This window comes from Allorhodopirellula solitaria, from assembly GCF_007859855.1.
GTDB classification, from domain to species: domain Bacteria; phylum Planctomycetota; class Planctomycetia; order Pirellulales; family Pirellulaceae; genus Rhodopirellula; species Rhodopirellula solitaria.
Window position 1 is genome coordinate 160,102 of sequence record NZ_SJPK01000012.1, and the last position, 25,626, is coordinate 185,727.

The 25,626-nt window shown below is 59.1% G+C and carries 18 protein-coding genes; 8 read left to right on the forward strand and 10 right to left on the reverse strand.

The window, feature by feature from the left end; translation table 11 throughout:
- Positions 1 to 341: 341 nt before the first annotated feature.
- The 5 genes from CA85_RS26045 to def all read right to left on the reverse strand — a co-directional run bounded on the left by CA85_RS26045 (position 342) and on the right by def (position 4,889).
- Complete coding sequence (locus CA85_RS26045; protein ID WP_315852722.1) at positions 342 to 473, reverse strand: GxxExxY protein; 132 nt, start codon at positions 471 to 473, stop codon at positions 342 to 344.
- Between the two features lie 179 nt (positions 474 to 652).
- Positions 653 to 1,729, reverse strand: a complete 1,077-nt coding sequence (locus CA85_RS19480) for a glycosyltransferase (protein WP_246112985.1) — start codon at positions 1,727 to 1,729, stop codon at positions 653 to 655.
- 52 nt (positions 1,730 to 1,781) lie between these two features.
- Entirely contained in the window at positions 1,782 to 3,014 is a 1,233-nt protein-coding gene (locus tag CA85_RS19485) for a glycoside hydrolase family 71/99-like protein (RefSeq protein WP_146393018.1), read from the reverse strand.
- A 274-nt stretch (positions 3,015 to 3,288) separates the two neighbouring features.
- Entirely contained in the window at positions 3,289 to 4,308 is a 1,020-nt protein-coding gene (locus tag CA85_RS19490) for a methionyl-tRNA formyltransferase (protein WP_146393019.1), read from the reverse strand.
- Positions 4,305 to 4,889: a peptide deformylase gene (def, locus tag CA85_RS19495; protein ID WP_146393020.1), complete on the reverse strand. Its 585-nt coding sequence runs from the start codon at positions 4,887 to 4,889 to the stop codon at positions 4,305 to 4,307. The genes CA85_RS19490 and def overlap by 4 nt, the downstream gene beginning before the upstream one ends.
- A gap of 194 nt (positions 4,890 to 5,083) precedes the next feature.
- On the opposite strand from def, the gene CA85_RS19500 reads away from it, so the two are divergent.
- A complete protein-coding gene (locus tag CA85_RS19500) occupies positions 5,084 to 6,034 on the forward strand; it encodes a fasciclin domain-containing protein (protein ID WP_146393021.1) in 951 nt (316 codons plus the stop codon).
- An 82-nt stretch (positions 6,035 to 6,116) separates the two neighbouring features.
- The gene (locus CA85_RS19505; RefSeq protein ID WP_146393022.1) at positions 6,117 to 6,848 is read left to right on the forward strand and encodes an SDR family NAD(P)-dependent oxidoreductase; all 732 of its coding nucleotides are present in this window, start codon (positions 6,117 to 6,119) and stop codon (positions 6,846 to 6,848) included.
- Between the two features lie 689 nt (positions 6,849 to 7,537).
- On the opposite strand, the gene CA85_RS19510 is transcribed toward CA85_RS19505, so the two are convergent.
- Positions 7,538 to 9,049 carry a serine/threonine protein kinase gene (locus tag CA85_RS19510; protein WP_146393023.1) on the reverse strand — a complete coding sequence of 504 codons (1,512 nt, stop codon included), beginning with the start codon at positions 9,047 to 9,049 and terminating at the stop codon, positions 7,538 to 7,540.
- 227 nt (positions 9,050 to 9,276) lie between these two features.
- On the opposite strand from CA85_RS19510, the gene CA85_RS19515 reads away from it, so the two are divergent.
- On the forward strand, positions 9,277 to 10,590 hold the full coding sequence (locus tag CA85_RS19515) for an NAD(P)/FAD-dependent oxidoreductase (protein ID WP_146393024.1): 1,314 nt from the start codon (positions 9,277 to 9,279) through the stop codon (positions 10,588 to 10,590).
- Between the two features lie 24 nt (positions 10,591 to 10,614).
- On the opposite strand, the gene mutS is transcribed toward CA85_RS19515, so the two are convergent.
- Positions 10,615 to 13,242, reverse strand: coding sequence for a DNA mismatch repair protein MutS (mutS, locus tag CA85_RS19520; protein ID WP_146393025.1), 2,628 nt, complete (start codon positions 13,240 to 13,242; stop codon positions 10,615 to 10,617).
- A gap of 47 nt (positions 13,243 to 13,289) precedes the next feature.
- The gene (locus CA85_RS19525) at positions 13,290 to 14,039 is read right to left on the reverse strand and encodes an NIPSNAP family protein (RefSeq protein WP_315852724.1); all 750 of its coding nucleotides are present in this window, start codon (positions 14,037 to 14,039) and stop codon (positions 13,290 to 13,292) included.
- Between the two features lie 802 nt (positions 14,040 to 14,841).
- Here CA85_RS19525 and CA85_RS19530 point away from each other — a divergent pair.
- From CA85_RS19530 to CA85_RS19540, 3 genes are read left to right on the forward strand one after another with little or no spacing between them, the layout of a single operon-like run.
- Entirely contained in the window at positions 14,842 to 16,362 is a 1,521-nt protein-coding gene (locus CA85_RS19530) for a rhamnulokinase (protein ID WP_246112986.1), read from the forward strand.
- Between the two features lie 47 nt (positions 16,363 to 16,409).
- The gene (locus tag CA85_RS19535; protein ID WP_146393028.1) at positions 16,410 to 17,024 is read left to right on the forward strand and encodes a 5-formyltetrahydrofolate cyclo-ligase; all 615 of its coding nucleotides are present in this window, start codon (positions 16,410 to 16,412) and stop codon (positions 17,022 to 17,024) included.
- Positions 17,025 to 17,073: 49 nt separating this feature from the next.
- Positions 17,074 to 17,499, forward strand: a complete 426-nt coding sequence (locus CA85_RS19540; protein WP_146393050.1) for an Rrf2 family transcriptional regulator — start codon at positions 17,074 to 17,076, stop codon at positions 17,497 to 17,499.
- 564 nt (positions 17,500 to 18,063) lie between these two features.
- Here the strand turns inward: CA85_RS19540 and CA85_RS19545 are convergent.
- Both CA85_RS19545 and CA85_RS19550 read right to left on the reverse strand, forming a co-directional pair.
- Entirely contained in the window at positions 18,064 to 20,361 is a 2,298-nt protein-coding gene (locus tag CA85_RS19545) for a PQQ-dependent sugar dehydrogenase (RefSeq protein WP_186775062.1), read from the reverse strand.
- A 359-nt stretch (positions 20,362 to 20,720) separates the two neighbouring features.
- On the reverse strand, positions 20,721 to 22,049 hold the full coding sequence (locus CA85_RS19550; protein WP_222435483.1) for an integron integrase: 1,329 nt from the start codon (positions 22,047 to 22,049) through the stop codon (positions 20,721 to 20,723).
- Between the two features lie 1,226 nt (positions 22,050 to 23,275).
- On the opposite strand from CA85_RS19550, the gene CA85_RS19560 reads away from it, so the two are divergent.
- Together CA85_RS19560 and CA85_RS25445 are read left to right on the forward strand one after the other, a co-directional pair.
- A complete protein-coding gene (locus CA85_RS19560) occupies positions 23,276 to 23,794 on the forward strand; it encodes a four helix bundle protein (RefSeq protein WP_146390591.1) in 519 nt (172 codons plus the stop codon).
- Between the two features lie 414 nt (positions 23,795 to 24,208).
- Positions 24,209 to 24,754, forward strand: a complete 546-nt coding sequence (locus CA85_RS25445; RefSeq protein WP_146393031.1) for a hypothetical protein — start codon at positions 24,209 to 24,211, stop codon at positions 24,752 to 24,754.
- The last annotated feature ends 872 nt before the right edge of the window (positions 24,755 to 25,626 follow it).

The window sequence follows — 25,626 nt, forward strand, 5'->3', positions numbered from 1 at the left end:
TCTGAGCATGCTGAAGCAGCAAGACGACAAGTACAGCGTTGCGATGAGGCGACGAGTCGCTGGTTGGAACCTGGACTATCTCGCTAAAGTACTGGGAATTCCCGTGCTATAGTGTGCGTTTGCCGTGCATGGTCGGCTGATCGCTGGGAAGGCTGCGGTCGTCCTGGATGGACAGGTTTTTGACGCAGAGACGCAGAGACGCAGAGGATGGTTGGGGGGGCGTGTTTTTTGTGATTGGTGCGTTGATTGGATCGTTCAGTATCGTCGTTTCGTTTCGCTTCGATTGGATCTTCGTGAGAAGGCTCTGCGTCCTTGCGCCTCCGCGGCTTTGCGTCTTGTTTTCATAAACCATTAGCAACGCGATGGATTCGGTCTTTCACGACGCGTTCACCAAAGTTGATCACCAAGCCGAGTTTCAGATTCTTCAGTCGCAGGTAGGTGAGCGAGCTTGTCGTTGGACTTGGCAACCACACTGACTTAGCTCCTACGCCAGTTCTGCCTCGTAGACTGATTCCAGCAGTCCCGGCTCATGCCCCGAGTGGCAGGGAATGGCGTCGCTATTTGGGTAGGCACTCCGTTTGTTAGGTTGCACCGAAATGCTGGCCCCTATTTGCATAGCCTGGCCATCGGGAGGCGGTTGAGGGTGTCGAGATCATCCGCGGAGGACTTGTTCGTAGGCGTCGACCATGGTGGACCAGTGGAACTGATTGCTGATTTCGGGGGCGGCGGTAGAGAGTTTGACTTGCAGCTTGACGTCGGGGAGGAGGGTGGCGAGGCCTTCGGTGAGGGCGGGGGTGGTGTTTTCGACGAGCCAGCCGTTGGCTTCGTGCTGGATCGCTGAGCGGACGCCGCCGCCTGCGTCGACGGCCAAGACCGCCAGGCCGCCTGTCATCGCTTCGAGCAATGCCGACGGGAACCCCTCATACCGGCTCGGCAGCACGAACACATCGGACTGCGCCAAATGCGGCCAGACCGAACCGACCCAGCCGCAGAATTCCACACGCTCCTCGATCCCCAGCTCGCGAGCCTGCCTTTGCAGCTCCGAGAGCTGACTGCCATCTCCGAGGATTTTCAATCTCCAGGACGGCACAGTCTTGGCTTGGGTGGCCTCAGCGAGAGCCTGCAGCAAACGATCGAAACCCTTTTCTCGCTCGAGTCGGCCGATGGCGATCAAGCTGACTGGGGACGCTTCGTTCTCGGTGGAGCCGACGTGTTCGTAGCCGGGTGGTGGTGTCTGGATGGCCGAGGGGATGACGACGGTGTGAACCTTCATGCGTCGGTTCAATGTCGCCGCGACATCGTCGCTCAAGCAAACCACCGCGTCAGCTTGAGGGTAGGCCCGGTCGCGCAGCCATTCCCGCAGCCTGCCCATCGATTGATGTGCCGGATCGCTGCGCTCACTGACGACGACGCGGGGGAGCGGGCGTAGTCCGCGGGTCGCCAGCAGCACGAGTAGGTTGGTGGAGTCACAGAACGAGAGCACGACGTCGTAACCGCCTTGTCCGATCGCTGCCCGCAAGCGTCGCACGCGGCGAATCCAGCCGACCTTACGATCGGGCGTGGACATCACGTCGAGTGGAATCCGGTGGACCGCACCGTCGAGATGGTGGCGGCTGCGGCTGCCATCATCCAGGGTGATCAGGTCGACGCGGTGGTTGCGTTTGGCGAGCCGACCGGCCAACCCCGCCATCACGCGTTCGGCTCCGCCGCCGTCGAGCGAATGGATCACGCAAGCGATTTTCTGGCTAGCGCTTGGATAAGGATGGGAGCCGTTCAAGAGATCATTCGCCTCGAATCAATTCGCTGCCCTTGCCGGTCAACTTCAGGTAGGCATCCGACGGCAATCCCTCCAGGGTCAAAAAATGAGCCTGGGCGGGGGGCGTGTTGCTGATTTTGAAAATCGCCGTCGCTTCGTCCACTTCATCGAACATGGCCACTTTGACCATCTCGATATCGAGTTCGGCGGCAGCTTCGAACTGCTTCCAAAAAAACTCGCCGCCCAGACGTGGAATGTTGGTGCTACCGGGCGGTTTGCGTTTCAAATTGTCCCAGCTGAATCCGGGGTAGACGACGGGCATGTACTGCATTGCATGCTCGTGGGCTTCGGCGCGGTCGTCGGCCCAGCGTCCTGTCTCGGCGTACAGCTTCTGATTTTCGCGGCGGACGTGGCCCACGTTCCAGGGGCTGAGCACGTCAAAGCGGCGAAGTGCTCGGGCCCACTCGGGGTCGCTGACATCCCGCCAGGGCCAATTGCAGCCGCCGATCAGAGTGACTTGGTAAGGTCCATCGGTCTTGAGGAAATCGATCAGCGCATGAGCCGTTTGGCTGCTGAATCGCTCGGGGAAAAATCCCCACACTCCGAGCACTGGACGGCCATCGTGGTGCAGATAGTTTGGGTTTTCGGTGATCTTCATCTCATCGACGAGGAACCGCCAATCCTCAGTGAGCCGCTCGATCAATTCATCTTCGGGGACACCGCTCATGTCGTATTCGACTGCGAAGACCCGTCCATCGGCTTGGGCTGCCTCGGCAGCATGGCTGAGCACGCGAGCCGAGTGAGGACCTCCGGTCTCGGAAACAAATCGTTGCACCAGGGCACCGTCGATGCCGTATTGCCGCATCCAGCGAAAGTGGAGAGAGACGGTCTCGGAGTCCGCTGAGCTGAATAGTTTCGCTGGCGTTCCATCGGGGCAGTGGAACCCGGGCACCGCGTATGTCGCGTTCGTCGGATACTCTCGCATGTCCGGCCACATCTCGAAGGTGAGTGATTGTGGTGTGATTCGATCACGATCGCGACTCCAGTGAACCCATCCCCTCGAGGCGATGTCGTCGGGGCAGCGGAACCAGCCCTGGTAGCCGCAGAGCACTTTGTGGTGAAGCGTGGTGGCGTCGATCGGGCTGGGTGGGTCCGCAGCCCGCAGCGGCGAAATCGCTAGCCAAGCAGCGAATAGCATCCCAAGCTTGGTCAAGTCGGTTAACCGAGTGAAACGGTTCGGTGGGACGGTTCGCGGCATGGGGTTCGTTAGCGGATGTGGGGCAGTGTTTCGTTGGTCACCGAACGTTGACCCCGAAGTGGGTCGCAGACCTCGTCATGAATGATCTTCCACCCCATTCGGGGTTGGCTCTTGCGTTTCGCGTCGTATCCGGTGGTGTTCGCTTGCGCTCAAACCACCGGCTATTTTCTAAAACGCCTTCGGCGTGGGCAAATTTGTGGGAAATCAACAGCTCGTTGCCTCGTCGTATACGACATTGATAACTACCGCGCTCGCAATATACCGAATCATTTGCTCACACCTGCTTATCAGGCTTCCCGAAGCGGAAACCGGGTTGCAGTCGATGCCCACGGATGAACTCTGCCGCGTCCATTTCGTTCTTGCCAGCCGGTTGCAGTCGCTCGACGATCACTTTGCCGTCGCCACAGCCGATCGCGAGTTCATCCTTGACGTCGCTTGGTAGCAAACAGCCGATTTGGTCTGCGGTGACGGCGGTGTTGGGTTGTGGTGAGACGCGGCGGATGGCCAACCGGACAGGCGGCTTGCCCGGTTTCGTTTCGGCATGGGTGAACGCGACGGGCCAGGGCTGCATGCCGCGAACGAGACAATCAATTTCGCCCGCCGAACGGGTCCAATCGATCTCAGCTTCGGCTTTGCTCAGTCGGGGTGCTTTGGAGACCAGCGACGGTTCTTGCACACTGCCCAAAGGCGGCAGGGCGTCGCCACGACGGTGCTCGCCGAGCTCTCGGCTGAGTAGGGTGATTGCTTCGAGCGTCGCTGCGACACCGATCTGTGACAATCGCTCCTCGAGTTGACCGGATGTTTCGGTTCGCGAGATGGGCGTGCGACGTGTTGCCAAAATAGGGCCGCCGTCGAGACGGGGTGTCATGTGGATCACGGTCGCGCCGGTTTCGGTATCGCCGCTGAGTACGGCGCGTTGCACCGGAGCCGCTCCACGGTAGGCGGGCAGCAGCGAGCCGTGCAGATTGATCCCACCCCACCGGGTTGTTGCGAGTGCGGCGGGGCGGAGGATTTGCCCGTAGTCACAGACCACCATCAGGTCCGCGTCGAGGTCCGCGAGTCGTTGCACGACGTCGTCGTCGTTGATGTCGGCGGGTGACTCGATCGGCAGTCCGTGGGAGGCGGCCCAATCACGGACAGGGGCGGGCGGAGGACCACCGCGGCTTTTGACAGGCGGTAGCGGGCGGGTGATCACCAGGGGCAGTTCATACCCGGTGCCACGGATCGCTTCGAAGGAAGGCACGGCGAACGGCCCAGTGCCCATCAAGATGATGCGTCGTTTAACGAAATTCATGTGTATGCTTCTTCCCACTTGGCCAAGCGGCGGGCGAGTTCGGCGTCATCGGGAATACTGCCGGTGTTCCTCAACGATGCAAACGTCGTCTCGAACTCAGCCAAGGCCCCTTCGATCTCTCGTCGGGACTCCTCGCCAATCCGATCAAAGAACATCACACCGTCGAGATGATCGACTTCGTGTTGAACGACACGGGCCAAAAAGCCATCGAGTTGCACATTGATTTCGTTGCCTTTGAGGTCGTAGCCCTGCAACCGCACCGTCTTGGGCCGTTTGACTTGGGAGTAGATTCCCGGCACGCTGAGGCATCCCTCCTGGCCAGATTCATTTCCTTTCGGGCGATCGATGACTGGGTTGATCACAACCCACTCTTCCCCCTCGCCCCGCTCTCCGCTCTCGTTGGCAACGAACATGCGGATCGGCAAATCCACTTGATTGGCGGCCAACCCGACGCCCTCATTTTCGTACATCAATTCGATCATCTCAGCGGCCATCTCGCGAAGTTTCGCGTCGACGCGGACGATCGGGCGACTGCGATGTTGCAGCGTGGGGTGCGGGTAGTGAACAATCGAGAGGGACATGGCGTCAGCAAAAAATCAGTAGTGGAGGCGGTTGGCAGCATGATTATGGAGGATAAGCGTGACTTTGATAAGAACCAGCAAAAATGAGGCGGCGTGCCGTGGTCATCGCAATCGGTGTCGCTACTAACCCTGTAGAGACGGCGTCGATCGGACGACGCAGTCCGCAGGAACTCCTCCCAAAAAGAGAACTCGAAATGAAAAAGCTCATTTGCCTCGTCGCCGTACTGTCGACATCCAGCCTCTCGGCTGGAGAGAAGTGCCCGCTCTCGGCTGCGGCCGGTCACCAGCGAGCAACCACACTCGTCGCCTCCCCCGCCGATTCGACGTCCCAGAGTGACATCGTCGACACGGCCGTCGCGGCGGGCCAATTCGAAACTCTCGTGGCTGCGGTCAAGGCCGCCGGCTTGGCCGACACACTCAAGGGTGATGGACCGTTCACCGTCTTCGCACCCACGGATGAGGCGTTCGCCAAGCTGCCTGCGGGAACCGTCGAAGCGTTGCTCAAGCCAGAGAACCGCGAACAGCTGCAGGGCATCCTGAAGTACCACGTCGTCTCGGGGAAGGTCATGGCGGCCGATGCAGCCAAACTGACCAGTGCCAAGACGGTTGCAGGACAGGAGTTCGCGATTCATGCCGGCGACGGTGGCGTGAAGATCAATGACGCCAAGGTGATCAAGGCAGACATCGGTGCTAGCAACGGCGTGATCCACGTGATCGACACAGTGCTGGTCCCTGCCGATCAAGACATCGTCGCTACCGCTGCCGGCAGCGAAAACTTTTCGACCTTAGTCGCTGCCGTCAAAGCCGCGGGGCTGGTCGAAACCTTGCAGGGCGACGGTCCCTTCACTGTCTTTGCACCCACCAACGCGGCCTTCGCGGAACTTCCCGAAGGCACGATCGCGAACTTGCTCAAGCCTGAGAACAAAGACAAGTTGGTCTCGATCTTGACCTATCACGTTGTGCCCGGGAAGGTTTTTGCAGCGGATGCAGCCAAACTATCGTCTGCCAAAACCGTCAACGGGGGCGAGCTTTCGGTGAAGGCCAGTGACGGCAAGGTCATGATCGACGATGCCACCGTCACAGCAACAGACATCATGACGACCAACGGAGTGATCCACGTCATCGACAGTGTCTTGATGCCCTAGATCCCGAAGGATCAGTATTCCATCCCAGACGCCCGGGCTTCGATGTTCGGGTGTTTTTCTATTCCTAGCGGGAGGTGAACCAATGGGTGCTTATGTCGTACTCGGTGGCACTGGGGCAGTCGGATCGGCGTTGGTGGGTCAACTCATCGACGCTGGCAATCGAGTGATGGTCGGGGCGAGAGACCCGGAGAAGTTGTGCTCCTTGGCCGAACGCTGGGGATGTGAACGGAGTGAAGTCAGGGCGGATGATTCGCAGTCCGTGGACGCATGTGTCGAGTCCGCTAACGAAAAATTCGGGCAGGTCGATGGTGTGGTCAACTGCATGGGTTCGGTTCTCTTGAAACCCGCCCACTTGGTCTCGGACGAACAGTGGCACGAAACCCTTGCAGCCAACCTGTCGTCGTCGTTTTACCTCGCCCGTGCAGCGGCCAAACAGATGCGTGGTAGGGGAGGATCGATGGTGTTCGTTTCCTCTGCGGCCGCCCGCCATGGGATCGCCAATCACGAGGCGATCGCGGCGGCGAAAGCCGGCGTCGAGGGGCTCGCGATCTCGCTCGCAGCCACCTACGCGAGTCGCGGGATTCGTGTCAACGCGGTCGCCCCGGGGTTGGTCAAGTCGCAGATGACACGCAGTTTGTGGGAGCCGGCAGCGAGCGCAAAGGCTTCGGCCGCAATGCACCCGCTCGGTCGCCTCGGAGAGCCCAGTGAAGTGGCGGAGTTGATCGCATGGCTGCTCCAGCCCACAGCGGGCTGGGTGACGGGACAAGTGATCGGGATCGATGGCGGTTTGGGGTCACTAACCCCACGGCGGTAGCTGGGGCGGATTGGATCGTAGCCAGACGGCTCCGTCCGTCTGAGCTGGGTGGGGAGTGGTGGTTCGTTCTCGCGACGGTCGGAGCCGTCGGTCGACAAAGTAGCCAGACGGCTCCGCCCGTCTGTGCTGGGTGGGGAGTGGTGGTTCGTTCTCGCGACGGTCGGAGCCGTCGGTCGACAAAGTAGCCAGACGGCTCCGTCCGTCTGTGCTGGTTGGGGAGAGTGGTGGTTTGTTCTCGCGACGGTCGGAGCCGTCGGTCGACTATGTAGCCAGACGGCTCCGCCCGTCTGAGCTGGGTTGGGGGGAGTGGTGGTTCGTTTCTCGCGACGGTCGGAGCCGTCGGTCGACAATGTAGCCAGACGGCTCCGTCCGTCTGTGCTGGGTTGGGGAGAGTGGTGGTTTGTTCTCGCGACGGTCGGAGCCGTCGGTCGACAATGTAGCCAGACGGCTCCGTCCGTCTGTGCTGGGTTGGGAGTGGTGGTTCGTTTCTCGCGACGGTCGGAGCCGTCGGTCGACAAAGTAGCCAGACGGCTCCGTCCGTCTGAGCTGGGTTGTGGGGAGTGGTGGTCTGTTCTCGCGACGGTCGGAGCCGTCGGTCGACAAAGTAGCCAGACGGCTCCGCCCGTCTGTGCTGGGCGGGAGAGTGGTGGCGAGTCCCCCGCGGCATAGAGCGATTGACGTGATGCTGTTTAAGACGTGACCCTGGCGATGAAGTAACCGAGCACGAGAGCGGCTACGAAGAGGGATGCGATGATCGTCCCGAGCAGGACGGGGTCCATGCCTTGACGTGGCGGCGGGGCGGGGCGGCGCAGCCGTGTATCGCTGTCGATGATCGATTGGTCTTGCTTACGCGGTTGCTGCCGCGGGTCGCGGAACCCCGATTCCCTCTCGAGGTCGATCAAACTGCCGCTGAGTGATTCCGCGGGCGACCCCATCGAGCGGACTTTCACCAATCGCCCGCTACTACTAGCGAGTTTGTCCTGTTCGCGAATCAACTTGGAGCGGCTGCTCGCGAGCGTCTCGGCGTTTTTGTTGGTGACGGTGTCATGCTGTACCGGCTCATCGCTCAGTCCACCCGAGCTACTGCCGCTGAAGCTCAACGACGACAGTGTGCTGATTGGCTCGGGGGCCTCTCCTAAACCGACTCGCACGGGTTCGCCGCGCGGCACGTGTTGGGTGAACCGTTCGAAGGCCTCCGCAACTTCCTTGGCGGTTTGGTAGCGGTAGCGAGGATCTTTCTGCAGCATTTTCACGCACATGCCCTCGAGTTCGCCGGGGCAGTCGGGACGCAGTTCGCGGATGGAACGCGGCATTTCGTTCTGGTGCTTGATGATCCGCTGCGCCAGCGTACCGTCGGAAAACGGCGGTCGAGCGGTCAGCAGGAAGTAGAGGGTGCAGCCCAACCCGTAGATGTCCACGCGGTGATCCACCTTGTGGCTGTTGAGAGCCTGTTCGGGAGCCAAGTAGTCAGCGGTTCCGAGTACATTCTCATTGTTGGCAACCGTCAAGGAATGGTCGTCCTCGGTCGCGATCAGTGCCAGCCCCATGTCGAGTAGTTTCACCTGCCCCTGTTGGTCGATCAGCAGGTTGGCGGGTTTGACATCGCGGTGGATCACACCGCGGGCGTGGGCATGATCGAGTCCGCGGGCGGCTTGGGCGATCAGGTCCGCTGCTGTCGAAAAGTCGAGCGGCCCGTCACGACGGACGAGCATCTGCAGGTCGAGTCCATCGACGTACTCCATCACGATGAAGTGCGTATCGCCCTCGTTATCGATGTCATGAGCGAGGACAATATTGGGGTGACTGAGCGACGCGATGGCCTGCGCCTCACGTTGAAAGCGGGCCAGGTAGGAGGCATCGGTGAGGCGCTTTTTAGGCAGCACCTTGATCGCGCGTCTGTCGTGGAGTCCCACGTGTTCGGCGAGATAGACGCTGCTCATCCCGCCACTACCGATGTGACCAAGCAGCTTGTATTTCCCCAGGAAAAAGCCGCGATACTTTCCCAGGAACAGCTTCTCGATATGCCAATCGGTCAATAGCCCCGCTCGTTTGAAAGCGGCAGCGAGCTTTCGAGAATTCGTTGGCAGCTCACCTTGGCACCGCTCACGAACCTTTGCCAAGAACCGCTCGAGCTTGCTCTCATCGACCAGATTGCTCTTGGCAACCATGGATACAAAGCGTTCGGAAGTAATCGAAGACATGGAAGAGGCCGACCGTGATCCCACCCAAGGAGTTGCTGAGGCTGCCTGCAAGACGCGCGTGTCCCGCTGCAATATGTTGCAGTTTAGCTAAACCGCAACAGACTGAGTGCATTTTTTAACCGTTTTGGTAGCATGTTTCTAGTCAACCCTGGGGGTGAAGCACGCGAATTCGCTGCCCGATCACCACACGCGTCCTCTCAACGGCCATTTCTCCGCTACAAAACACCATGATCTCACGTGAGCCAGCCCTCGCCGCTGTCCCCGCTCGGCCTCCCGTCCCCGGCCGGCCTCTGAACGTCTCCACCGGAACGGCAGTCGTCGGCGGCGGGGTGATCGGACTGTCGGTGGCCTGGGAGTTGGCGCAGCGGGGGCACCGTGTGGCAGTTGTCGAAGGTCGAGCGAAGCCGGGCAGCGACGAGTCGGCAGCCGATCGGGCTCGCGACCGGAGCCATCCGGCCGCGATCGATCCCTGTACCTCCTGGACCGCCGCGGGGATCCTGCCGCCAGCCAACTTTGAACTGGCCACCGATCCGCTGGATCGCTTTCGAGGGTTCAGCCACCGGCTGTGGCCGGATTGGGCCGACCGATTGAAGCAGGCCTCCCAAGTCGACACAGGCCTGCTCGCCTGCGGCGGCTATTACCTCGCCGAAACCGCTGGTGAAGCGGCGGCGATGATGGGCATGATTGACTATTGGGGGGAGTTGGACATTGAGTGCCGATCGTTATCGCGAGCCGATTTGCTGGCCCGCCAGCCGGTCCTGTCCCACTGGATTGAAAACAATCCCTGGCTGAAGAAACATCCCGATCGCGCCGCGTGGTGGGTTCCTGATGAGTACCAAGTCCGCCCTCCCCGGTTGCTCCGCGCCCTACGCATCGCCTGTCTTCGGTCGGGTGTGCAGTTCCTCGATCGCACGTCGATTACCTCCATCGAGGACTCGCCCAGCTCAGTGAAACTCTACGCGGGGGAGGCGGGATCGGGCCAGGCCGAAGTTGCTCGGGCACAGCGGGTTGTGCTCTGCGGAGGTGCCGCCGCAGGCACAATCGACGCGGCGATCGGATTGCAGAACTCTTTGATCCCCGTCCGCGGACAAATTCTGCTGCTCCAGTGCCACCGGTTCAGCGAACCTGCGGTACTGAATATTGGGAACCGATATCTCGTCAGCCGCGGCGACGGACACGTGCTGGTGGGGTCATGCGAAGAGGAGGCTGGGTTCGCCCAGCACACGACCGAATCAATGATCGGGCAGCTGCGTTCGTTCGCGGCCCAGGTTTTCCCGCCGCTCGCCGATGCGCCGGAGGTGAAACGGTGGGCGGGGCTGCGACCGATGACCTTTGATGGGTTCCCCATGCTCGGCCAGGTTCCCGGCCGCAAAAATGTATTGGTCGCTGCGGGGCACTATCGCAGCGGGATCCATTTCTCTCCCGCCACCGCGGTCGCCATGGCCGACATGATTCAAGGGACGCCTCCCTTCATGGACCTCTCCGCGTTCTCCGTCTCGCTGGATGGTGGTTCGCCCAGCCAACCGCGATCGGGCCGCTAGGCTAGGTTGCTCTGTCTTGACGCGTTACTTCGCCATTTCCTGCTTGGCCTTCTGCAGGAACTGCAACGCGTCCATCGGCGTCATGCTATCGAGATCCAGGTTTGAGAGCTGTTGGATCATGGGGTGGTCGGCGTAGCCAAAGAGTGTCAGTTGGAACGTGTCTCCGGACGCCTCGCTGCTCGGCGGCGCGATCGCAGGCCGATCGTGGCTATCGCGGTGATTGGTTTCGAGTTGAAACAGAATGTCTTTGGCCCGGCTGTTGACTTGGGGGGGAACCCCCGCCAGCCGCGCGACTTGGATGCCGTAACTCTTGTCCGCACTGCCGCTGACGATCCGGTGCAGGAAAACGACCTCGTCCTGCCACTCTTTGACGGCCACGTTGAGATTGCGAACCCGCGGTAGGGTTTCCTCGAGCGATGCCAGCTCGTGGTAGTGGGTTGCGAACAGCGTGCGGCAGCCGATTTGCTCGTGGAGGTGTTCGGTGATCGCCCAGGCCAGCGACAGACCGTCATAGGTGCTCGTGCCGCGTCCGATCTCGTCAAGAATCACGAGGCTCTGCGCGGTGGCGGTATTGAGAATGCGAGCCGTTTCGACCATCTCGACCATGAACGTACTCTGTCCACGGCTGAGCTCGTCGCTGGCGCCGACCCGTGCAAAAATGCGGTCAGCGATACCGATTTCCGCGGCTTCGGCGGGCACGAAACTACCCGTTTGCGCCAGCAGTGTGATCAGTGCGACTTGGCGAATGTAGGTGCTCTTGCCAGCCATATTGGGACCGGTGATCAGCAGCACCATGCCATCGGCGGGGCTCTGCATGCAATCATTGGGAACAAACTGCCCGTGCGGCATCGAGACATCGAGCACGGGGTGGCGTCCACCTTCAATCCGGAGCACGTTGTCGTCGGTGATTTTGGGGCGTGTCCAATGCTGGACGGCCGCTACCTCGGCCATCGCAGCGAGCACATCGACTCGCGCGATCGCGTCGGCCACCTCTTGCAATACCGCCAAACTCGCGTGGGCCATCTGCCGCAATTGCTGGAAAATCTCCTGCTCTCGCAGACTGGCTTTGTCGTCCGCGGCGAGTACCTTTTCTTCGTACTCCTTGAGTTCCGGCGTGATGTAACGCTCGCAATTCTTAAGCGTCTGTTTGCGGATGAACTCGGTCGGTACCTTGCTCTTGTGGGCGTTGGAGACTTCGAGGAAGTAACCGAACACGCGGTTGTAACCGACCTTCAAATTCGGGATGCCGGTCTCGTCCATCTGCCGTTGCTGATAGCTGGCGATCCACTGTTTGCCACCCTTGGCGAGCTCTCGCAGCGAGTCGAGGTCCTCATCGTATCCAGGCCGGACGAAGTTACCCTCGCTCGCCGACAGCGGGCACTCCTCGGCCAACGCGTCCTGCAGGTTCGTACGCAGTTCGGGGCAGAGATGCAGTCGTGATTCAATCTCGCCCAAGCAGTGGCTCACGCGATCGGTCAGCCGCGCTTTCAACGTCGGTAGGCCCGCCAAAGTCACGGCAATCTGTTGCAGATCTCGCGGGCCTGTGCGACCGGTCGCGATCCGGGCCAACAACCGGGTCAGATCGTAGGTCTCACCAAGGATTTTGCGGACGTCGCTGCGGAGTGAGTGGTTGGCGACGAGTTCGGACACAGCGTCGGCGCGGTAGGCGATGCCGTCGAGTGAAACCAGTGGTGCGGCGAGGTAGTCCGCTAGTAACCGCGACCCCATCGGCGTGACGGTGCGGTCGATGACACCGAGCAGGGCTCCGTCGCGGCTGCCGCTGCGCATGGTGCGGTTGATCTCGAGGCTACGCCGGGTCGCCGCGTCGATCTGCAGCACGGGGCTGCGGTTGTGACATGTCAGTGTGCGGAAATGGTCGAGCGAACCCCGCTGCGTTTCTTGGAGGTAGGACAGTACCGCCCCGGCAGCCCGAATCGCCGGCCCAGAGTCGGATTCGAATCCGAGCCCCTCGAGGCTGGAGACGGAGAGTTGTTTGGCCAATCCCTTCTCCGCTGCATCGCGAGCGAAGCTCCAACCCGGTCGCCGTGTCCACGCCCACGGCATCGTCGTGTCGGGTGAGACGTGCGGATCATCTTCGCAGTAGATCACCTCGGCCGGCGCGATCCGGGCCAACTCATCATCGAGCCGGTTGCGAGGGAAGACACCCGACTCAAAACGGCCGCTCGAGAGTTCCGCCCAAGCGATCCCCACGGTCTGCGCCGCTGGGTCGACCGGAGCTTTCTTGCCTTTTCCGGTGGTGCCCGCCACGATGACGGCGGCGAGATAGTTCGGCTCGCGGGGGTCGAGCAAGCCCTCGTCGGTGAGTGTGCCGGCGCTGACGACCCGGGTCACCTCGCGGCGGACGAGCCCCTTGGCTTGTTTAGGATCCTCGACTTGCTCGCAGACCGCAGCTCGGTATCCCGCCCGAATCAGCTTTTGCAGGTACTGGTCGAGTTGATGGTGGGGAAAGCCAGCCATCGCGGTCGGATTTTCGCTGTCCTTGTCGCGACTCGTCAGGGTCAACCCCAGGATGCCGGCAGCGGTTTTCGCATCCTCGAGAAAGAGCTCGTAGAAGTCGCCCATGCGAAAGAACAGCAGTGCGTCGCCGCACGCTTCTTTCGCCTCGTGATATTGTCTCATCATTGGTGTCATGACGAGAATCCTACCGAGCTAACCGGTGAGCGGACAGAACCGGCAACTCACATTTGCGAGTACGGCTTGGCCTGGAGCACGAATTTGTCGATATGGCTGACCGTACCGGCATACTTCGGATTTTTGCTGAGCACCTTCCAATCGGGGTGAGCGAGGAAATCCTTCCAGGCTTGGCGCCGCGCCTCGTCGTTCTCGTAGACGGTCAGGTACGTCAGGCTGGGCATTTGTGGCCCCATCAAGCATTGGCCAATGAAAACCGGCGTGATCGCGACATCGAGGAAAATCGGCACCTCACCGTTGTTGAACATGTCGACCTTCAGGTCACCGATCCGCTCGTTCGCACTCTCGTAGAGACGCAGTTCGTAGACACGCTCGTCATTCTCCAGGCTGCCGTCGGCAACTTGAAGTTCAGGCCAACATGCCATCGACGATAGCAACTCGCTGCGGATACGTTCGTAAGGAGGGTTCGTGTGCGGTCGGTCGAGATACTCTTTCGCAGCCGCTTGGTAGTCCTCGTCGGAGGCCAAGGCGTCGCGTAGCGTGGCGATCTGTTCGAGCTGGTCGTAGGGGATCACCACGAAGACAGCCTGAGTGCCGGTCTCGTCGGCGGCCGAGGGCGAGAAAACGCCGATGGGGCCAATCTGCTGACGTTCCAGAGCGGGCAGGAGCGCGGACTCGAGGTAGGAATCCAGTAACGCTTCGTCGCCCTGATCGCCCAATTCATAGGTGCGTACTTCGTAAAACTGGGAACCGGCCTGTGGTTCGTCGGCGCGGCCGGGGGGCGTCAAAACGGCCATCCCGGCGAGCAAAATCAAAGCGGTGATTGGGACAAGGCGAAACGGCATGGTGGGTCACTTGGTAGAGGGGCGGTGCAATACGATCCATCATCACGGCATGATGAAGATCCCTAGCATAGCCGAACTGAAATCGGCGGGGGCGACGGCCAGCGGACCATCTCAGAAACCCGTTGCGGGCAATTTTATCCAAGCGAGCGTCCGCAACCGGGCACATCCTGTACCCGGCCCGTGGAGTCGTCGTGAAAAGAGACCGAAATAACTCGAATTACCACAAAAAACGGAGTCTTTGCGGGATTTTAGCGTTTTTCGGCCGATTCAACGAACGTCAGCCCATGGCCGCGAGCTGACCGCGTTCGGCTCCACGCGAAGGCGAACTCGCGGAGGTATGAACTAGCCTACGTCTCCGGCGATCCGGGTCAACATCTGTTTTCGTGAAATTCGTTTTCGCCCTCTCAATCCAGTCAGCTTTGGCGGCTTCGCCGAGCGCGACAGTCGGTACGCTAACGATCGCCAGCGTCGGAGTTTGCGGCAGCCCTCGGCAACCGAGACGGCGTTGCTAGCAAATTCGGAGAATTTCAGGCTGGAAACCAGGTGGGGGGGGGTGGGTCCTGGAATGGTTGGCCCACCTTGACCCTGTCGTCGCAGACCGCGCGGCTCGAGGGGGCCCGGGTCGCGTTTGAGTGGCGGCTTGGGTAACCTTGGGGATTGCTGGGCGAACGCTACCGGCAATTCATCTGTCGCCCTCTGAGCTTTCGATTCTCAGAGTTTTCGAAAAAGATAAAAAATCAAAAGGTGCCTGACCGTGAGTGATACCCTGGCCACTGAATTGCGCGGGCCGGTCCATCTGGCTGTTGACCTCGGCGCCTCGAGCGGGCGTGTGATCGCGGGCGGCGTTCGGGACGGAAAAGTACAGCTCGCTGAGATCTGGCGGTTCGAGAACCAGCCGATCCGTATGCAGCAGGACCTGCTGTGGAACCATCTCGGCCTGTGGCAGAACATCACGCACGGCCTGAGATTGGCCGCCGACCAATTCGACGCGACCTCCGCTGCCCAAATCGCTTCGGTCGGCGTCGATACGTGGGGGGTCGATTTCGGCCTACTCGACGAACACGACCAACTCATCAGCCCCGTGCGGTGCTACCGCGACCCACGAAATCAGGGCATGATGGACACCGCCATGCAGCGGGTCTCACGGGAGGAGATTTTCGCTGAGACGGGCCTGCAGTTCATGGAAATCAATACGCTCTATCAACTGCTCGCGGCGAAACAGGCTGGGGATGTGGGTTTTCGCAATGCCACCTCCTTCTTGATGATGGCGGACTTGTTCCACTGGATGCTCTCGGGCGAGCGGACAGTCGAGGCCACGAATGCTTCGACGACGCAGCTGCTCTCGCCGGTCACCCGCACCTGGTCTGAGAAACTGCTCGGCGAGTTCGGTTTGCCATCGGCTTGGTTCCCGCCGCCGACCCCCGCCGGAACGCAAATTGGTGTCGTGCAGGAAAGTGTCGCCGAGGCGACCGGCCTTCGTGACGTGCCCGTGGTCGCGCCCGCCACTCACGACACGGCTTCGGCCGTCCTGTCGGTCCCCGCCTCAGGGTTTGCACCGGCTCGCCCCGATTGGTGCTACATCAGTTCGGGCACCTGGTCGTTGATGGGTGTGGAGCTGCCTGAACCCAAGATCACACCGCTCTGCGCGGAGCTGAATTTCACCAACGAGGGTGGGGTTCAAGGCAGCACACGGTTGCTCAAGAACATTGGCGGGCTGTGGATTTTCCAGCAGATCCGTGCGGCGCTGCAGCGGCGGGGCTCCGCACCGAGTTGGGCCGAAATGGTCCAGCAAGCTGCTGGGGCTCCCGCGTTCTCTCTGCTGATCAATCCGGATGACGCCTCGCTGTTGGCGCCCACCGATATGATCGACGAGATTGTGGCCTTGGCAAGCCGCACGGGCCAACCGGCTCCGTCGGACAATGGAGTCCTGTTCCGAGCGGCACTCGAGGGGCTGGCCCTCCGCTACCGGCTGACGCTGGAGTCGCTCGAGCGTTTAACACAATCTTCGATCAGCACCATCCATATCGTGGGTGGTGGTTCGCTCAATGAGCTGCTCTGCCAGATGACGGCGGACGCCTGCAATCGCCGCGTGGTGGCGGGGCCCGTCGAAGCCACCGCGATCGGGAATGTCGTGATGCAGATGATTGGTACGGGGCAATTGAGTTCCATCGAAGAGGCCCGCGCCCTGGTCCAGGCTAGCTTCCCTACGAAAACCTACACGCCGCAGAACACGCAGGCGTGGGACGCCCCCGCCGATCGATTTGCTAAACTTTAAGATGCGTTGAGCATCCACTTTTTCCCGGCAGTAGAACCGTCCCCTTGATGACCACGCTCACTCCCGACCGACTCCAACGCCGCAAACAGGCGATCCGCGTCGCCGCCCATGCCGCTCGCAATGCCCAGGCAGATCGAGACGTCGTGAGCCAGCGGATTACCGATGTTGTCATGAGTCTGCCCGAGTACCAACACGCCAAGCGCGTGATGTGGTACATCGACGTGCGCGGCGAAGTCCGTACCCAACATGCATTTCCGGTAGCTCTGGCCAGCGACAAAGCGGTTGTCATTCCATACTGCGTCGAGGGTGAATTGGGGCTGTTTCATCTCGAATCCATGGACGAACTCGCCCCGGGCCGCTACGGCATCCTCGAACCCAAGCAAGAACTGCGAGATATCACCGGCAAACACATCGGCGTCGAACAGGTTGATCTGATCTTGGTGCCGGGTGTGGCCTTCGATAGCCGAGGCGGACGCATCGGCCACGGTCAGGGTTATTACGACAAACTGCTTGCCAAGACTCGTCCCGATACATCGCTGGTCGCGCTCGCATTCCAGTGCCAGATCGTTGCCGAGATCCCCGTGCTGCCGCACGACATCTCCATGGACAAGGTCGTCACGCAGACCCATGTCTACACCGGCCAAGGGCGCACGCCATCATGAGTCGTTCGTCCCATTCTCCTACGCTGTCTCCATGGATTGCCGGTCGATTATGGTAGTCAATGCAGCGGTACACTATGCCTGTTTAGCGATGATGGATTTGGCGATCCATGGTGCCGATGGTGCGCCAGTCCGGTCGGCTGAGATCATTCGTCGCAACGAGATCCCCGGCCCATACCTCGCACAGATTCTGCGCACGCTCAAATCGGCGGGCTGGGTCAAGGCGATCCGTGGCAGCCAGGGTGGGTACCAACTGATTGTTCAGCCAGACGCGATCACCCTGCTCGATATCGCAGAGACGATCGGATGCCACGATTCGATCTCACCCGCACAAGACGACGAGCCGTCCGCCCAAGCAGCACTGAAGAAACACTGGCGGGCCGCCGATGAACAATCCCGCATCCAGCTCAGTCGCGTGCGTCTGGGTGACGTGATCCGCAGCGTCCAGGAGAGCGACGAACCGATGTTCTACATCTAAAGACGTAAGCAACACTCGATGAATAAGTGTGGTTCATCCGGCGGAAGCGTGCGCAGACCTCGTCATGAATGATCTTCTACCCCATTCGGGGTTGGCTCTTGCGTTTCGCGTCGTATCCGGTGGTGTTCGCTTGCGCTCAAACCACCGGCTATTTTCTAAAACGCCTTCGGCGTGGACAAACTTGTGGGTAACTGACAGGAGGCGACGAGTCCTGCGGCTTTGGACTCGTCGCCTCGTCCACCACGACAGAAATTGATCATGCGTTGCTAAGTAGTTTCCGTTGGCTCACTTCACCGAGAAGCTTGGCCCGACCTGCTCCCGTCCCTCTGTTTTACTTCTGTCCTATCTCTTCAAAACGTCGCGCATTGTGAGTGGTTCGGTAGAAGTGTGCGGACGATTCATCATAGACCCTTATCGCCGCTTCCTCGCAATGTCGCTCAGCTCTCCGAGCTGTTAGCGTACACTCCAACTCAGGTGCGCTTTCAGCTCGGAGAGCTAGGCGACAATCGCCGAGGGATGACCTTCGACCCGCCGACGAGAAGTTGAATCTCTCCGTTTGAGTAGCTACTCATTGGCGGATGGCTTTGGGTCAGCGTCGTCGAGCTGTTCGATCCAGCGTCTCAGGACTTCGATTGCTCGCTCGCTGACTTGGTTGGTTGCCAGTGGCGGCATCTGACGGACGTCACGGTGAGCTGCACGGATGAGGAGCTCGGAGAGGTAGGGTTGGCCTGGGGCGATCAATCGTCCGCTCGGCGGTGTCATCTGACCCTGCTTGGGGATCGTATTGAGCAGTTGCATTTTGTTCAGCGGCGTGTCGGCTCGCAGATCAATTTTCCCGGGTCCGATTCCATCGGGTTGATGGCACATGGCACAATTGACCTCCAGCCAGGCCCGTGCCAATTGAGAAACACCGTCACGGAGTGGTTGTGTTTCGTTCACGCTGTCTCCACTTCGGTCAAAATTACCCATGCCCCAGTCGGGAAACTTTTCTGTTTCTGGCGCGTGCTCTTTTCGCACGGGTTCGGTGAAAACGTTCAGTCGGTTCAGCATCGCGATTTGGTCCACTCGCTCGCCATGATACGCCATCTCACGATTCATCTGGCGCGTCGTCGGCCCCAAGGCAAAGCCGGATTTTTCGGTGTGGCACGCGAAGCACTCGCTGCGGCCGGGGACATAATAGGGCTGCGTGACAAGCCCTTCATCTGTCTTGATCTCGAGCGGCAACACCTTGGAGCCATCTAACAAAACGGCCTCGCTGCCATCGTCCTTGTAGAGGTAGGTGTAGCCCTGCCATCCATCGGGCGAATGCACCATCAACCTCGTTTCCAGACGTCGCGGATCTGATTGTGAGACACGGTCCATATGCATCCAAAACGTTTTGATGAACACGGTACCGACTGGGAACTCCCAACCCTTCTTGGGATAAAACTTGACGCTTTTGGCTTCGGGCAGTGCGATATAGCGATCTTTGGCTGAGTGGTCAGACCAAAAGGGAACATTGACTTCGTAAGGGATCACACCGGGAGCCGGGACATGGTCAGCGACCGATGCAAAGAGTCGAGTCTCTGATAGTTTTTGCGGGAATGATTCGGCGATCTTCGTCAAGTCGACGGACCTCTTTCGCAGCTGATAGATGCCATCGAACACGCAGAGGTACATTTCATTCTGAGCGTCTTCGCCGAACGCTGCGATCTCGAGTCCTGTATCCGCCACCTGTCTGGGGACTGCCTTCGTGACTGGATTGCCGTGATCGTCCATCGTGGGCAAAGCCCATACTTTGCCGCTGAGATAGTCGGCATAGAAATAGTGGCCAGCGAAGTTGTCTATTTGGCTACCGCGATAGACCGTGCCTCCGGTGATCGATTGGCCCTCGTGTCTGAAGTACTCGGCAACTGGATCGATAAGATCAGCGTCGAGATCGGGAGAGTTGATATTGAAATCGTGGAAGCCTTCGCGGATGTTCCAGCCATAGTTTCCGCCCCGTTCCACTCGATCCACTTCTTCAAATCGGTCTTGGCCAACGTCTGCTGTCCAAAGCTGACCGGTCTGGCTGTCAAACGCGATCCGCCAATTATTTCGGAACCCATAAGCCCAAATTTCGTCACGTGCACCCTCTCGATTGACGAATGGATTGTCCGAAGGAATCGCATAGTTCTTTCCGCGGGATTTTTGGTCAACATCGATACGAAGAATCGAGCCCAAAAGTGTGTTCAGGTTTTGACCGTTGACGTGGGGATCGTCGGCTTTGCCCCCATCACCTAGCCCGATGTAGAGATAGCCGTCGGGGCCGAATCGCATGCTGCCTCCGTTGTGATTGCGATACGGTTGTGGGATTTCCAACAGCCGCTCTTCGGATGCTCGATCGATGCGATTGGGATCTTCTGCCGAAACGTGAAAGCGGGAAACGATCGACTTGGGAGGGTCAATGGAATAGTAAACGAAAATCTCGCCGTTGTCGGCGTACTTCGGGTGAAATGCGAAACCCAACATTCCCTCTTCGTTGCCAGCCCGCGAAACGACATCGGTCAGATCGAGAAAGGTCTCGGAATGATCAATGTCGTCCCGATTTTCAAAACAACGAACAACCCCACGTTGCTCGACTACAAAAATGCGGTTGGATCCGTCCGGTGCAAATGTCAACTCGACGGGACGTTTGAATTCCAACTGTTTGAAGACGGGCACCGCTTCGAGCGGCAGAGGATCGGGGGAACCCATCAGCAGTGACGTATCGACGGCCCGGAACTCGTGCGGTATCGCGTGTCCGCGGTGCGAACCGGGGCTCTCGGCGACAGCGTGCGTGTGGTTTGACGTCGCGAGAAGGCTTGCGGTTGCTAGAAAAATTACGGCTAATTGAGATCGCACGGGAGGCTCTTCAATGGATCGCGGGATTTGCACAGGCATTCGCCGGCAGACGGCGGTGGATTTACTCACTCCGCATCGCAGCATGTTGCATGCCATTCGAAAGGTTCTTTTCGCAATTCAGAGGCACCGAACTCGCGGTTTGACTCCCTGTTGATCTGCGCAGTGGGGTGGATTTTCGAGGCATTGACACCTGCGTCCAATGATTGATTGGCGGAGGTGCTAGTGAATGTCAGACTGGAGCTGCCGGGAGAAACGGAGCCGATGGACACGAGAGCCATGCCTAGAAAAACCTTCCCCCGTGCTCGGCGCATACTTGCGTCGGATGATCCATTTTCAACAGCCCATCCCAAGAACCAAGTTCACGCCGCCCCGGCCTTCATCAATCGATCCAGCGGACTGACGCTCGTGCGCTTCTTGGGATTCCGAACATGCGTGTATATCTCGGTCGTCTTGACATCATTGTGCCCGAGCAATACTTGAATCTCGCGGATATCAGTCCCCTCCCACAATAGATGGGTCGCAAAGCAATGACGAAATGTGTGGCTCGTGATTCGTTTGACCAACCCCGCCGCCTCGACGGCTTTCCGCAAGTGCGCCGGGAACGTGTCCTTGTGCAAGTGATGCCGGTGCAGACTCCCCGTTCGCGGGTCCCGAGACAGGCGGTGCGACGCAAACAAGTATTGCCACCTCAGCTCACGGTGCGCATTGGGATACTTTCTCGCGAGAGCATGCGGTAACCACACCGAGGCAGTCCCATCGGCCTCGTCGTGCCGGTGCAACACCTCACGTGACGCCACCCAACGCCGCAGCGGCTCGATGAGATTCTCCGGCATCGGCACCAAGCGGCTCTTGCCGCCCTTCGAATTTCGAATCTCGATCTGCGTGTTCGCAAAATCAATGTCCTTCACACGCAAGCGTAACGCCTCGCTGATCCGCATCCCGCAACCGTAGAGCAATTGACAGATCGTCAAGTGAACACCGCTCAGGCCGCTGAGAACTTGCCCCACCTCCTCCTCCGCCAGTACCGTTGGCACCCAATTTCGTTTGCTAGCCCGAATCGCCTCGACCCGCCCCATATCCCGCCTGAGTACCAGCTTGAAAAATTTCAGCAGCGCATAGTACGAACGGTTCTGAGTGCTCGGGGCCACGTTACCGTCGACCGCAAGGTCCGACAGATGCGATTCGACATCTATTTCACCCATCGGCGCAAAGTCCTGTAAGCATTTCAGCGCCCGATCCGCCATGAACGCCTTCAAGTCCGTCACATAGCATCGCTCAGTTCCAAGCTTTTTGCCGTCCAAGCGGAGTGCCCGACGAAACGCCTGAATGGCATCCGGCTCCGTCGGATTGATCTTCCCAACAGCCTCTTCGATCGAATCGTAACCACCATCTTTGGCTCGCTCGACCTGACAGATCTCGATCATCCTTTCCTTCAGCGGCACGAGATCTTCAATCCCCTGATGTTGAATCTCGTGACGATACGTCATCAACGCCTCAATAATCTTCATCCGCTTCCACGCTGGCATATTCGCATCTCGCTTGCTCCGCAAGAAAGCGATCACCTCATCCTGCGTAAACGGGCGCTGGTTCTCACCCCTTCGCCGATGAAACGCGGAAAACTGACGAAACCAAATCCAAGCCCACTTCAACTCCTGCTCCGCCTGAGCCGGTTTTTCAAACGTACCCATCACACTCACTCCCTCGATTTGGAAAACCTCTCGGCCTCCCCTCCATCTCGACATGGTTCCCGCCTACACCAAGACCCAACAAGTTTTTCGCGATGAGGCTCCGCTCACCGCCCGAACCCCTCCAGCCTACCCGATCTGTCAACACTTTTCTCAAGAATAACGGCAGCGATTTGCTAGCAATACAGCCTCTGGGAATAAAGTCACCACGAAGTACGCTTCCGTCGGGTGAGCCTAAAAAACACTCGCGCGAACGCAGATCGACGCGACTCTCGCGCAATTCGGTATCGAGCCAAAGCATCACCATTGTCGATCGATGGCTCCGCTCGTCGGGAGCGAGCAGGCACATGCCCAGATGACGAGCCACCTCCCCCACACCAATCACGCCTACCTTCCCTCGTTCCAATCCCCTCCACAGAACCAGCTCACCGACTGATAACGCCCCGGCGTTCAGGGGGGGGCACCCGCGATAAAACGTCACGGGTCAACGACGGAGCCGGTGATAACGGCTCCTCCGATGGGTGATTGACAACCCCCGGCAAGGTGGCTATTATCACCGGTGTACCCGCGATAATGAGCCAGATCGCTTATTACCAACCGGTTCGACCGGTAATAAACAAGTTATTCGACTGGGCGCGACTCACGCAATTTCTCCAACCCAGGAATCACTTGGAAGCCAACCGCGTAATATACGTTGACGTCGACGACACGTTGATCCGCACCTACGGCACCAAGCAAATTCCTATGCCCGCGAGTGCCGAGTTCGTACGCCGTATGCATACAGCGGGTCACACCCTCTATTGCTGGAGTCGTGGTGGTGGCGACTATGCTTGTGAAGTCGCAACATCACTTGATATTGCCGATTGCTTCGTTGCGTTCCTGCCGAAGCCAGACGTAGTGCTAGATGATCGCGGGGCCGACTTGCTCGATTACTGTGTCGTCGTTCTGCCGGCGAACGCTTCGAACCACTGATCACCTCGCTGCACTGCGCACGTCGCTGTGGTTCGCTATACTATCTAGTGCCGAGGAAGTTCCGTACGTCGCACTCAAACCGGACCAAGACGGCGAATAACCAAGCCATGCAGTGGAGTACGGCATCTGGCGTTTAGAAATGGAAAATCAACCGGCCGTACCCACTGATGGCCAACGTTCTGGCACAAAGTGGCCATCGTGCTCGTGCTCGTGCTCAGTGAAACGGTGCTCGTGCTCGTAATCGAAATGGCACAACCATGACCGAACCAATCTTCGACCACGATCGACTCGACGTCTACCGTTTGTCAATCGGATACGTCGCTGCTGCATTCGACGTTTCGAAATCGCTGAGCGGTTTGCATCGCCACGCTCGTGATCAATGGCTTCGCGCTGCTCAATCGATTCCGCTGAACATCGCCGAGGGTAACGGCAAGCGCAGCTTGAAAGATCGTGCTCGATTTTTCGACATTGCTCGCGGATCTGCGTTTGAATGTGCTGCGATTCAAGATGTTCTGGTTGCGACGGACGGTTTGGAGGACGTGGCGAGTCGAGAACTGAAACGGATGCTCAAACGAATTGTCTCGATGCTAACTCGAATGGCGATGAAGTTTGACGGCGTTAGGGAGCCGTCGGTAGACTATGAGCTGGGGAACGATTACGAGCACGAGCACCGCGATGCTGAGCACGAGCACGAAAGAAAGCCAGAACCAAGCCGTGCACCTAAGGACGGCTTGCGCGATTATACCAATGGAAAATCAATCGTCCGTCCTAGGTGACGGCCACCGTTACGAGACAAAGCCTTGCTGACGACGAGTGTGGGTGAAACGCCAAGTGTGCCCTGCGGGGCATCGTCCCACGCCGGAGTCGCGACAACCAACGCCAGCCCTGCGGGGCACAAAACCAGCGCATGCCCTGCGGGGCATCAACCAACGCCTGCTCTGCGAGGCGCTCTCCGACGCAAGCCCTGCGGGGCACTGTCCGACGCCTGACAGATCGGTGACTGTGACGCAGTGCTCGTTTCGGACCGAAGACGCGGGCAAGCCCACGGGTACTACGCTACACTGAAAGACTCGTAACAATGCGATGATACGGAGCGGCGTGGTCGCCGTTCTCGCAGGGGTGAGTCGCTCTCTGCCGCCCGCATATCGCCGCCGTTATTCGACTGAAGTCCGTCCCATCGAAGGAGCAGGTTGGAAACTATTGAACTTCTCGGGATTTCCGCCACCGCCGTTCTGACTGGAACACTGCTGCTGTTCACGCCTCTCTGGGGCCATTCGTTCGTTGCTGGACCTACCTTGAATCCACCGCGACCTTGTTCCTGGCCGCCATCTCGATTCGAATGCATCGGACTTGGTCTTTACCTTGCGATTGCTGCCATTGCCTGCGCCATCTATGATGTGCCCAGCTACTACGGATCGTTGGAACTGCGGACCGAATCGTCTTTTTTCGGTTTTGCGATTTCTTACTGGTGGATGGGTAGGCGGTTGATCGCGCGGCAACGAATTGATGCCCCAAAGGTTGTTCTAGCAGTCTTCGTTTTTTGGCAACCTGCAGCCTCCATGGTTACCAGCGCAATATTCTTTGGATCCTTCTTTTTGTTGTCCGCTATTCTGGCGGCCTTAGAATCTTTGCTTGCATTTCCGGTCGTTGCCCTACTGGTTGGATTGGTCGTGTCCTTCGAGGTTTGGTTGTTTCGTCGGCTCCGTTTTCTGCTCCATTCGTGGTCCGGCGAATAACCATCGCATGCAACGGAGGACGGGTGGCACGCGTTTTGGTATGCTTGCAAGTCTTTCGCCCGTCCCCGCTGATGCGTAGCGTTATTTGATTCAAATCCTCACCCCGTTATGAGACCTAGTGGCAACAGAACAAAAGCAAGCTTTCTGCTCTCGTTGCGAACGCGTTACGCTCCATGCAAGGGAGCGAACTGCGTTTGCGACAAACTGCCTGCTGACACTGATAACCGGCGGGTTGTGGTTGCTTGTTTGGATAGTGACGTCGTATCTTGAGACAGCCAAACCCTATCGTTGCCAAGTCTGTGGTAGAAATCTCTGACCCGTATTGCACCATACTGATTGCCCGATACGCCACGCCCGATTCAGCCACGGAGATCACTGATACTTTGACTGCGTCGTGCTACAATCTACTGGCGTTACCGTACCGTGTGACGGCGTCGTGGTTGCGTAAGCCAACGTCTGACAAGCTCAATGCATGACAGTTCCGGCGTTGCGTCGTGAATCCCACACAGATACAATGCCCGAAACACTGTTTGCCGCTGAACGCCTCACGGCGTTTCGCTGAAGACAAAACAAACCAACGCCCTAGCAAATAACAATGCCATGCAGTGGAGGACGGTGTTCACGTCTTGGCAGGTGAACGCTGCCCTGCCGTCCCCACTGATGGCCGCCGTTCTGGCACAAAGTGGCCATCGTGCTCGTGCTCAGTGAAACGGTGCTCGTGCTCGTGCTCGTAATTGAAATGGCACAACCATGACCGAACCAATCTTCGACCACGATCGACTCGACGTCTACCGTTTGTCAATCGGATACGTCGCTGCTGCATTCGACGTTTCGAAATCGCTGAGCGGTTTGCATCGCCACGCTCGTGATCA

Excerpts from the sequence above, each read along its gene's own strand:
- CA85_RS19485 (WP_146393018.1), bottom strand. The coding sequence starts at position 3,014 with ATGCCGCGAACCGTCCCACCGAACCGTTTCACTCGGTTAACCGACTTG.
- CA85_RS19490 (WP_146393019.1), bottom strand. The coding sequence starts at position 4,308 with ATGAATTTCGTTAAACGACGCATCATCTTGATGGGCACTGGGCCGTTC.
- def (WP_146393020.1), bottom strand. The coding sequence starts at position 4,889 with ATGTCCCTCTCGATTGTTCACTACCCGCACCCCACGCTGCAACATCGC.
- CA85_RS19500 (WP_146393021.1), top strand. The coding sequence starts at position 5,084 with ATGAAAAAGCTCATTTGCCTCGTCGCCGTACTGTCGACATCCAGCCTC.
- CA85_RS19505 (WP_146393022.1), top strand. The coding sequence starts at position 6,117 with ATGGGTGCTTATGTCGTACTCGGTGGCACTGGGGCAGTCGGATCGGCG.
- CA85_RS19510 (WP_146393023.1), bottom strand. The coding sequence starts at position 9,049 with ATGTCTTCGATTACTTCCGAACGCTTTGTATCCATGGTTGCCAAGAGC.
- CA85_RS19515 (WP_146393024.1), top strand. The coding sequence starts at position 9,277 with ATGATCTCACGTGAGCCAGCCCTCGCCGCTGTCCCCGCTCGGCCTCCC.
- mutS (WP_146393025.1), bottom strand. The coding sequence starts at position 13,242 with ATGACACCAATGATGAGACAATATCACGAGGCGAAAGAAGCGTGCGGC.
- CA85_RS19525 (WP_315852724.1), bottom strand. The coding sequence starts at position 14,039 with ATGGCCGTTTTGACGCCCCCCGGCCGCGCCGACGAACCACAGGCCGGT.
- CA85_RS19535 (WP_146393028.1), top strand. The coding sequence starts at position 16,410 with ATGACCACGCTCACTCCCGACCGACTCCAACGCCGCAAACAGGCGATC.
- CA85_RS19540 (WP_146393050.1), top strand. The coding sequence starts at position 17,074 with ATGGTAGTCAATGCAGCGGTACACTATGCCTGTTTAGCGATGATGGAT.
- CA85_RS19550 (WP_222435483.1), bottom strand. The coding sequence starts at position 22,049 with ATGGGTACGTTTGAAAAACCGGCTCAGGCGGAGCAGGAGTTGAAGTGG.
- CA85_RS19560 (WP_146390591.1), top strand. The coding sequence starts at position 23,276 with ATGACCGAACCAATCTTCGACCACGATCGACTCGACGTCTACCGTTTG.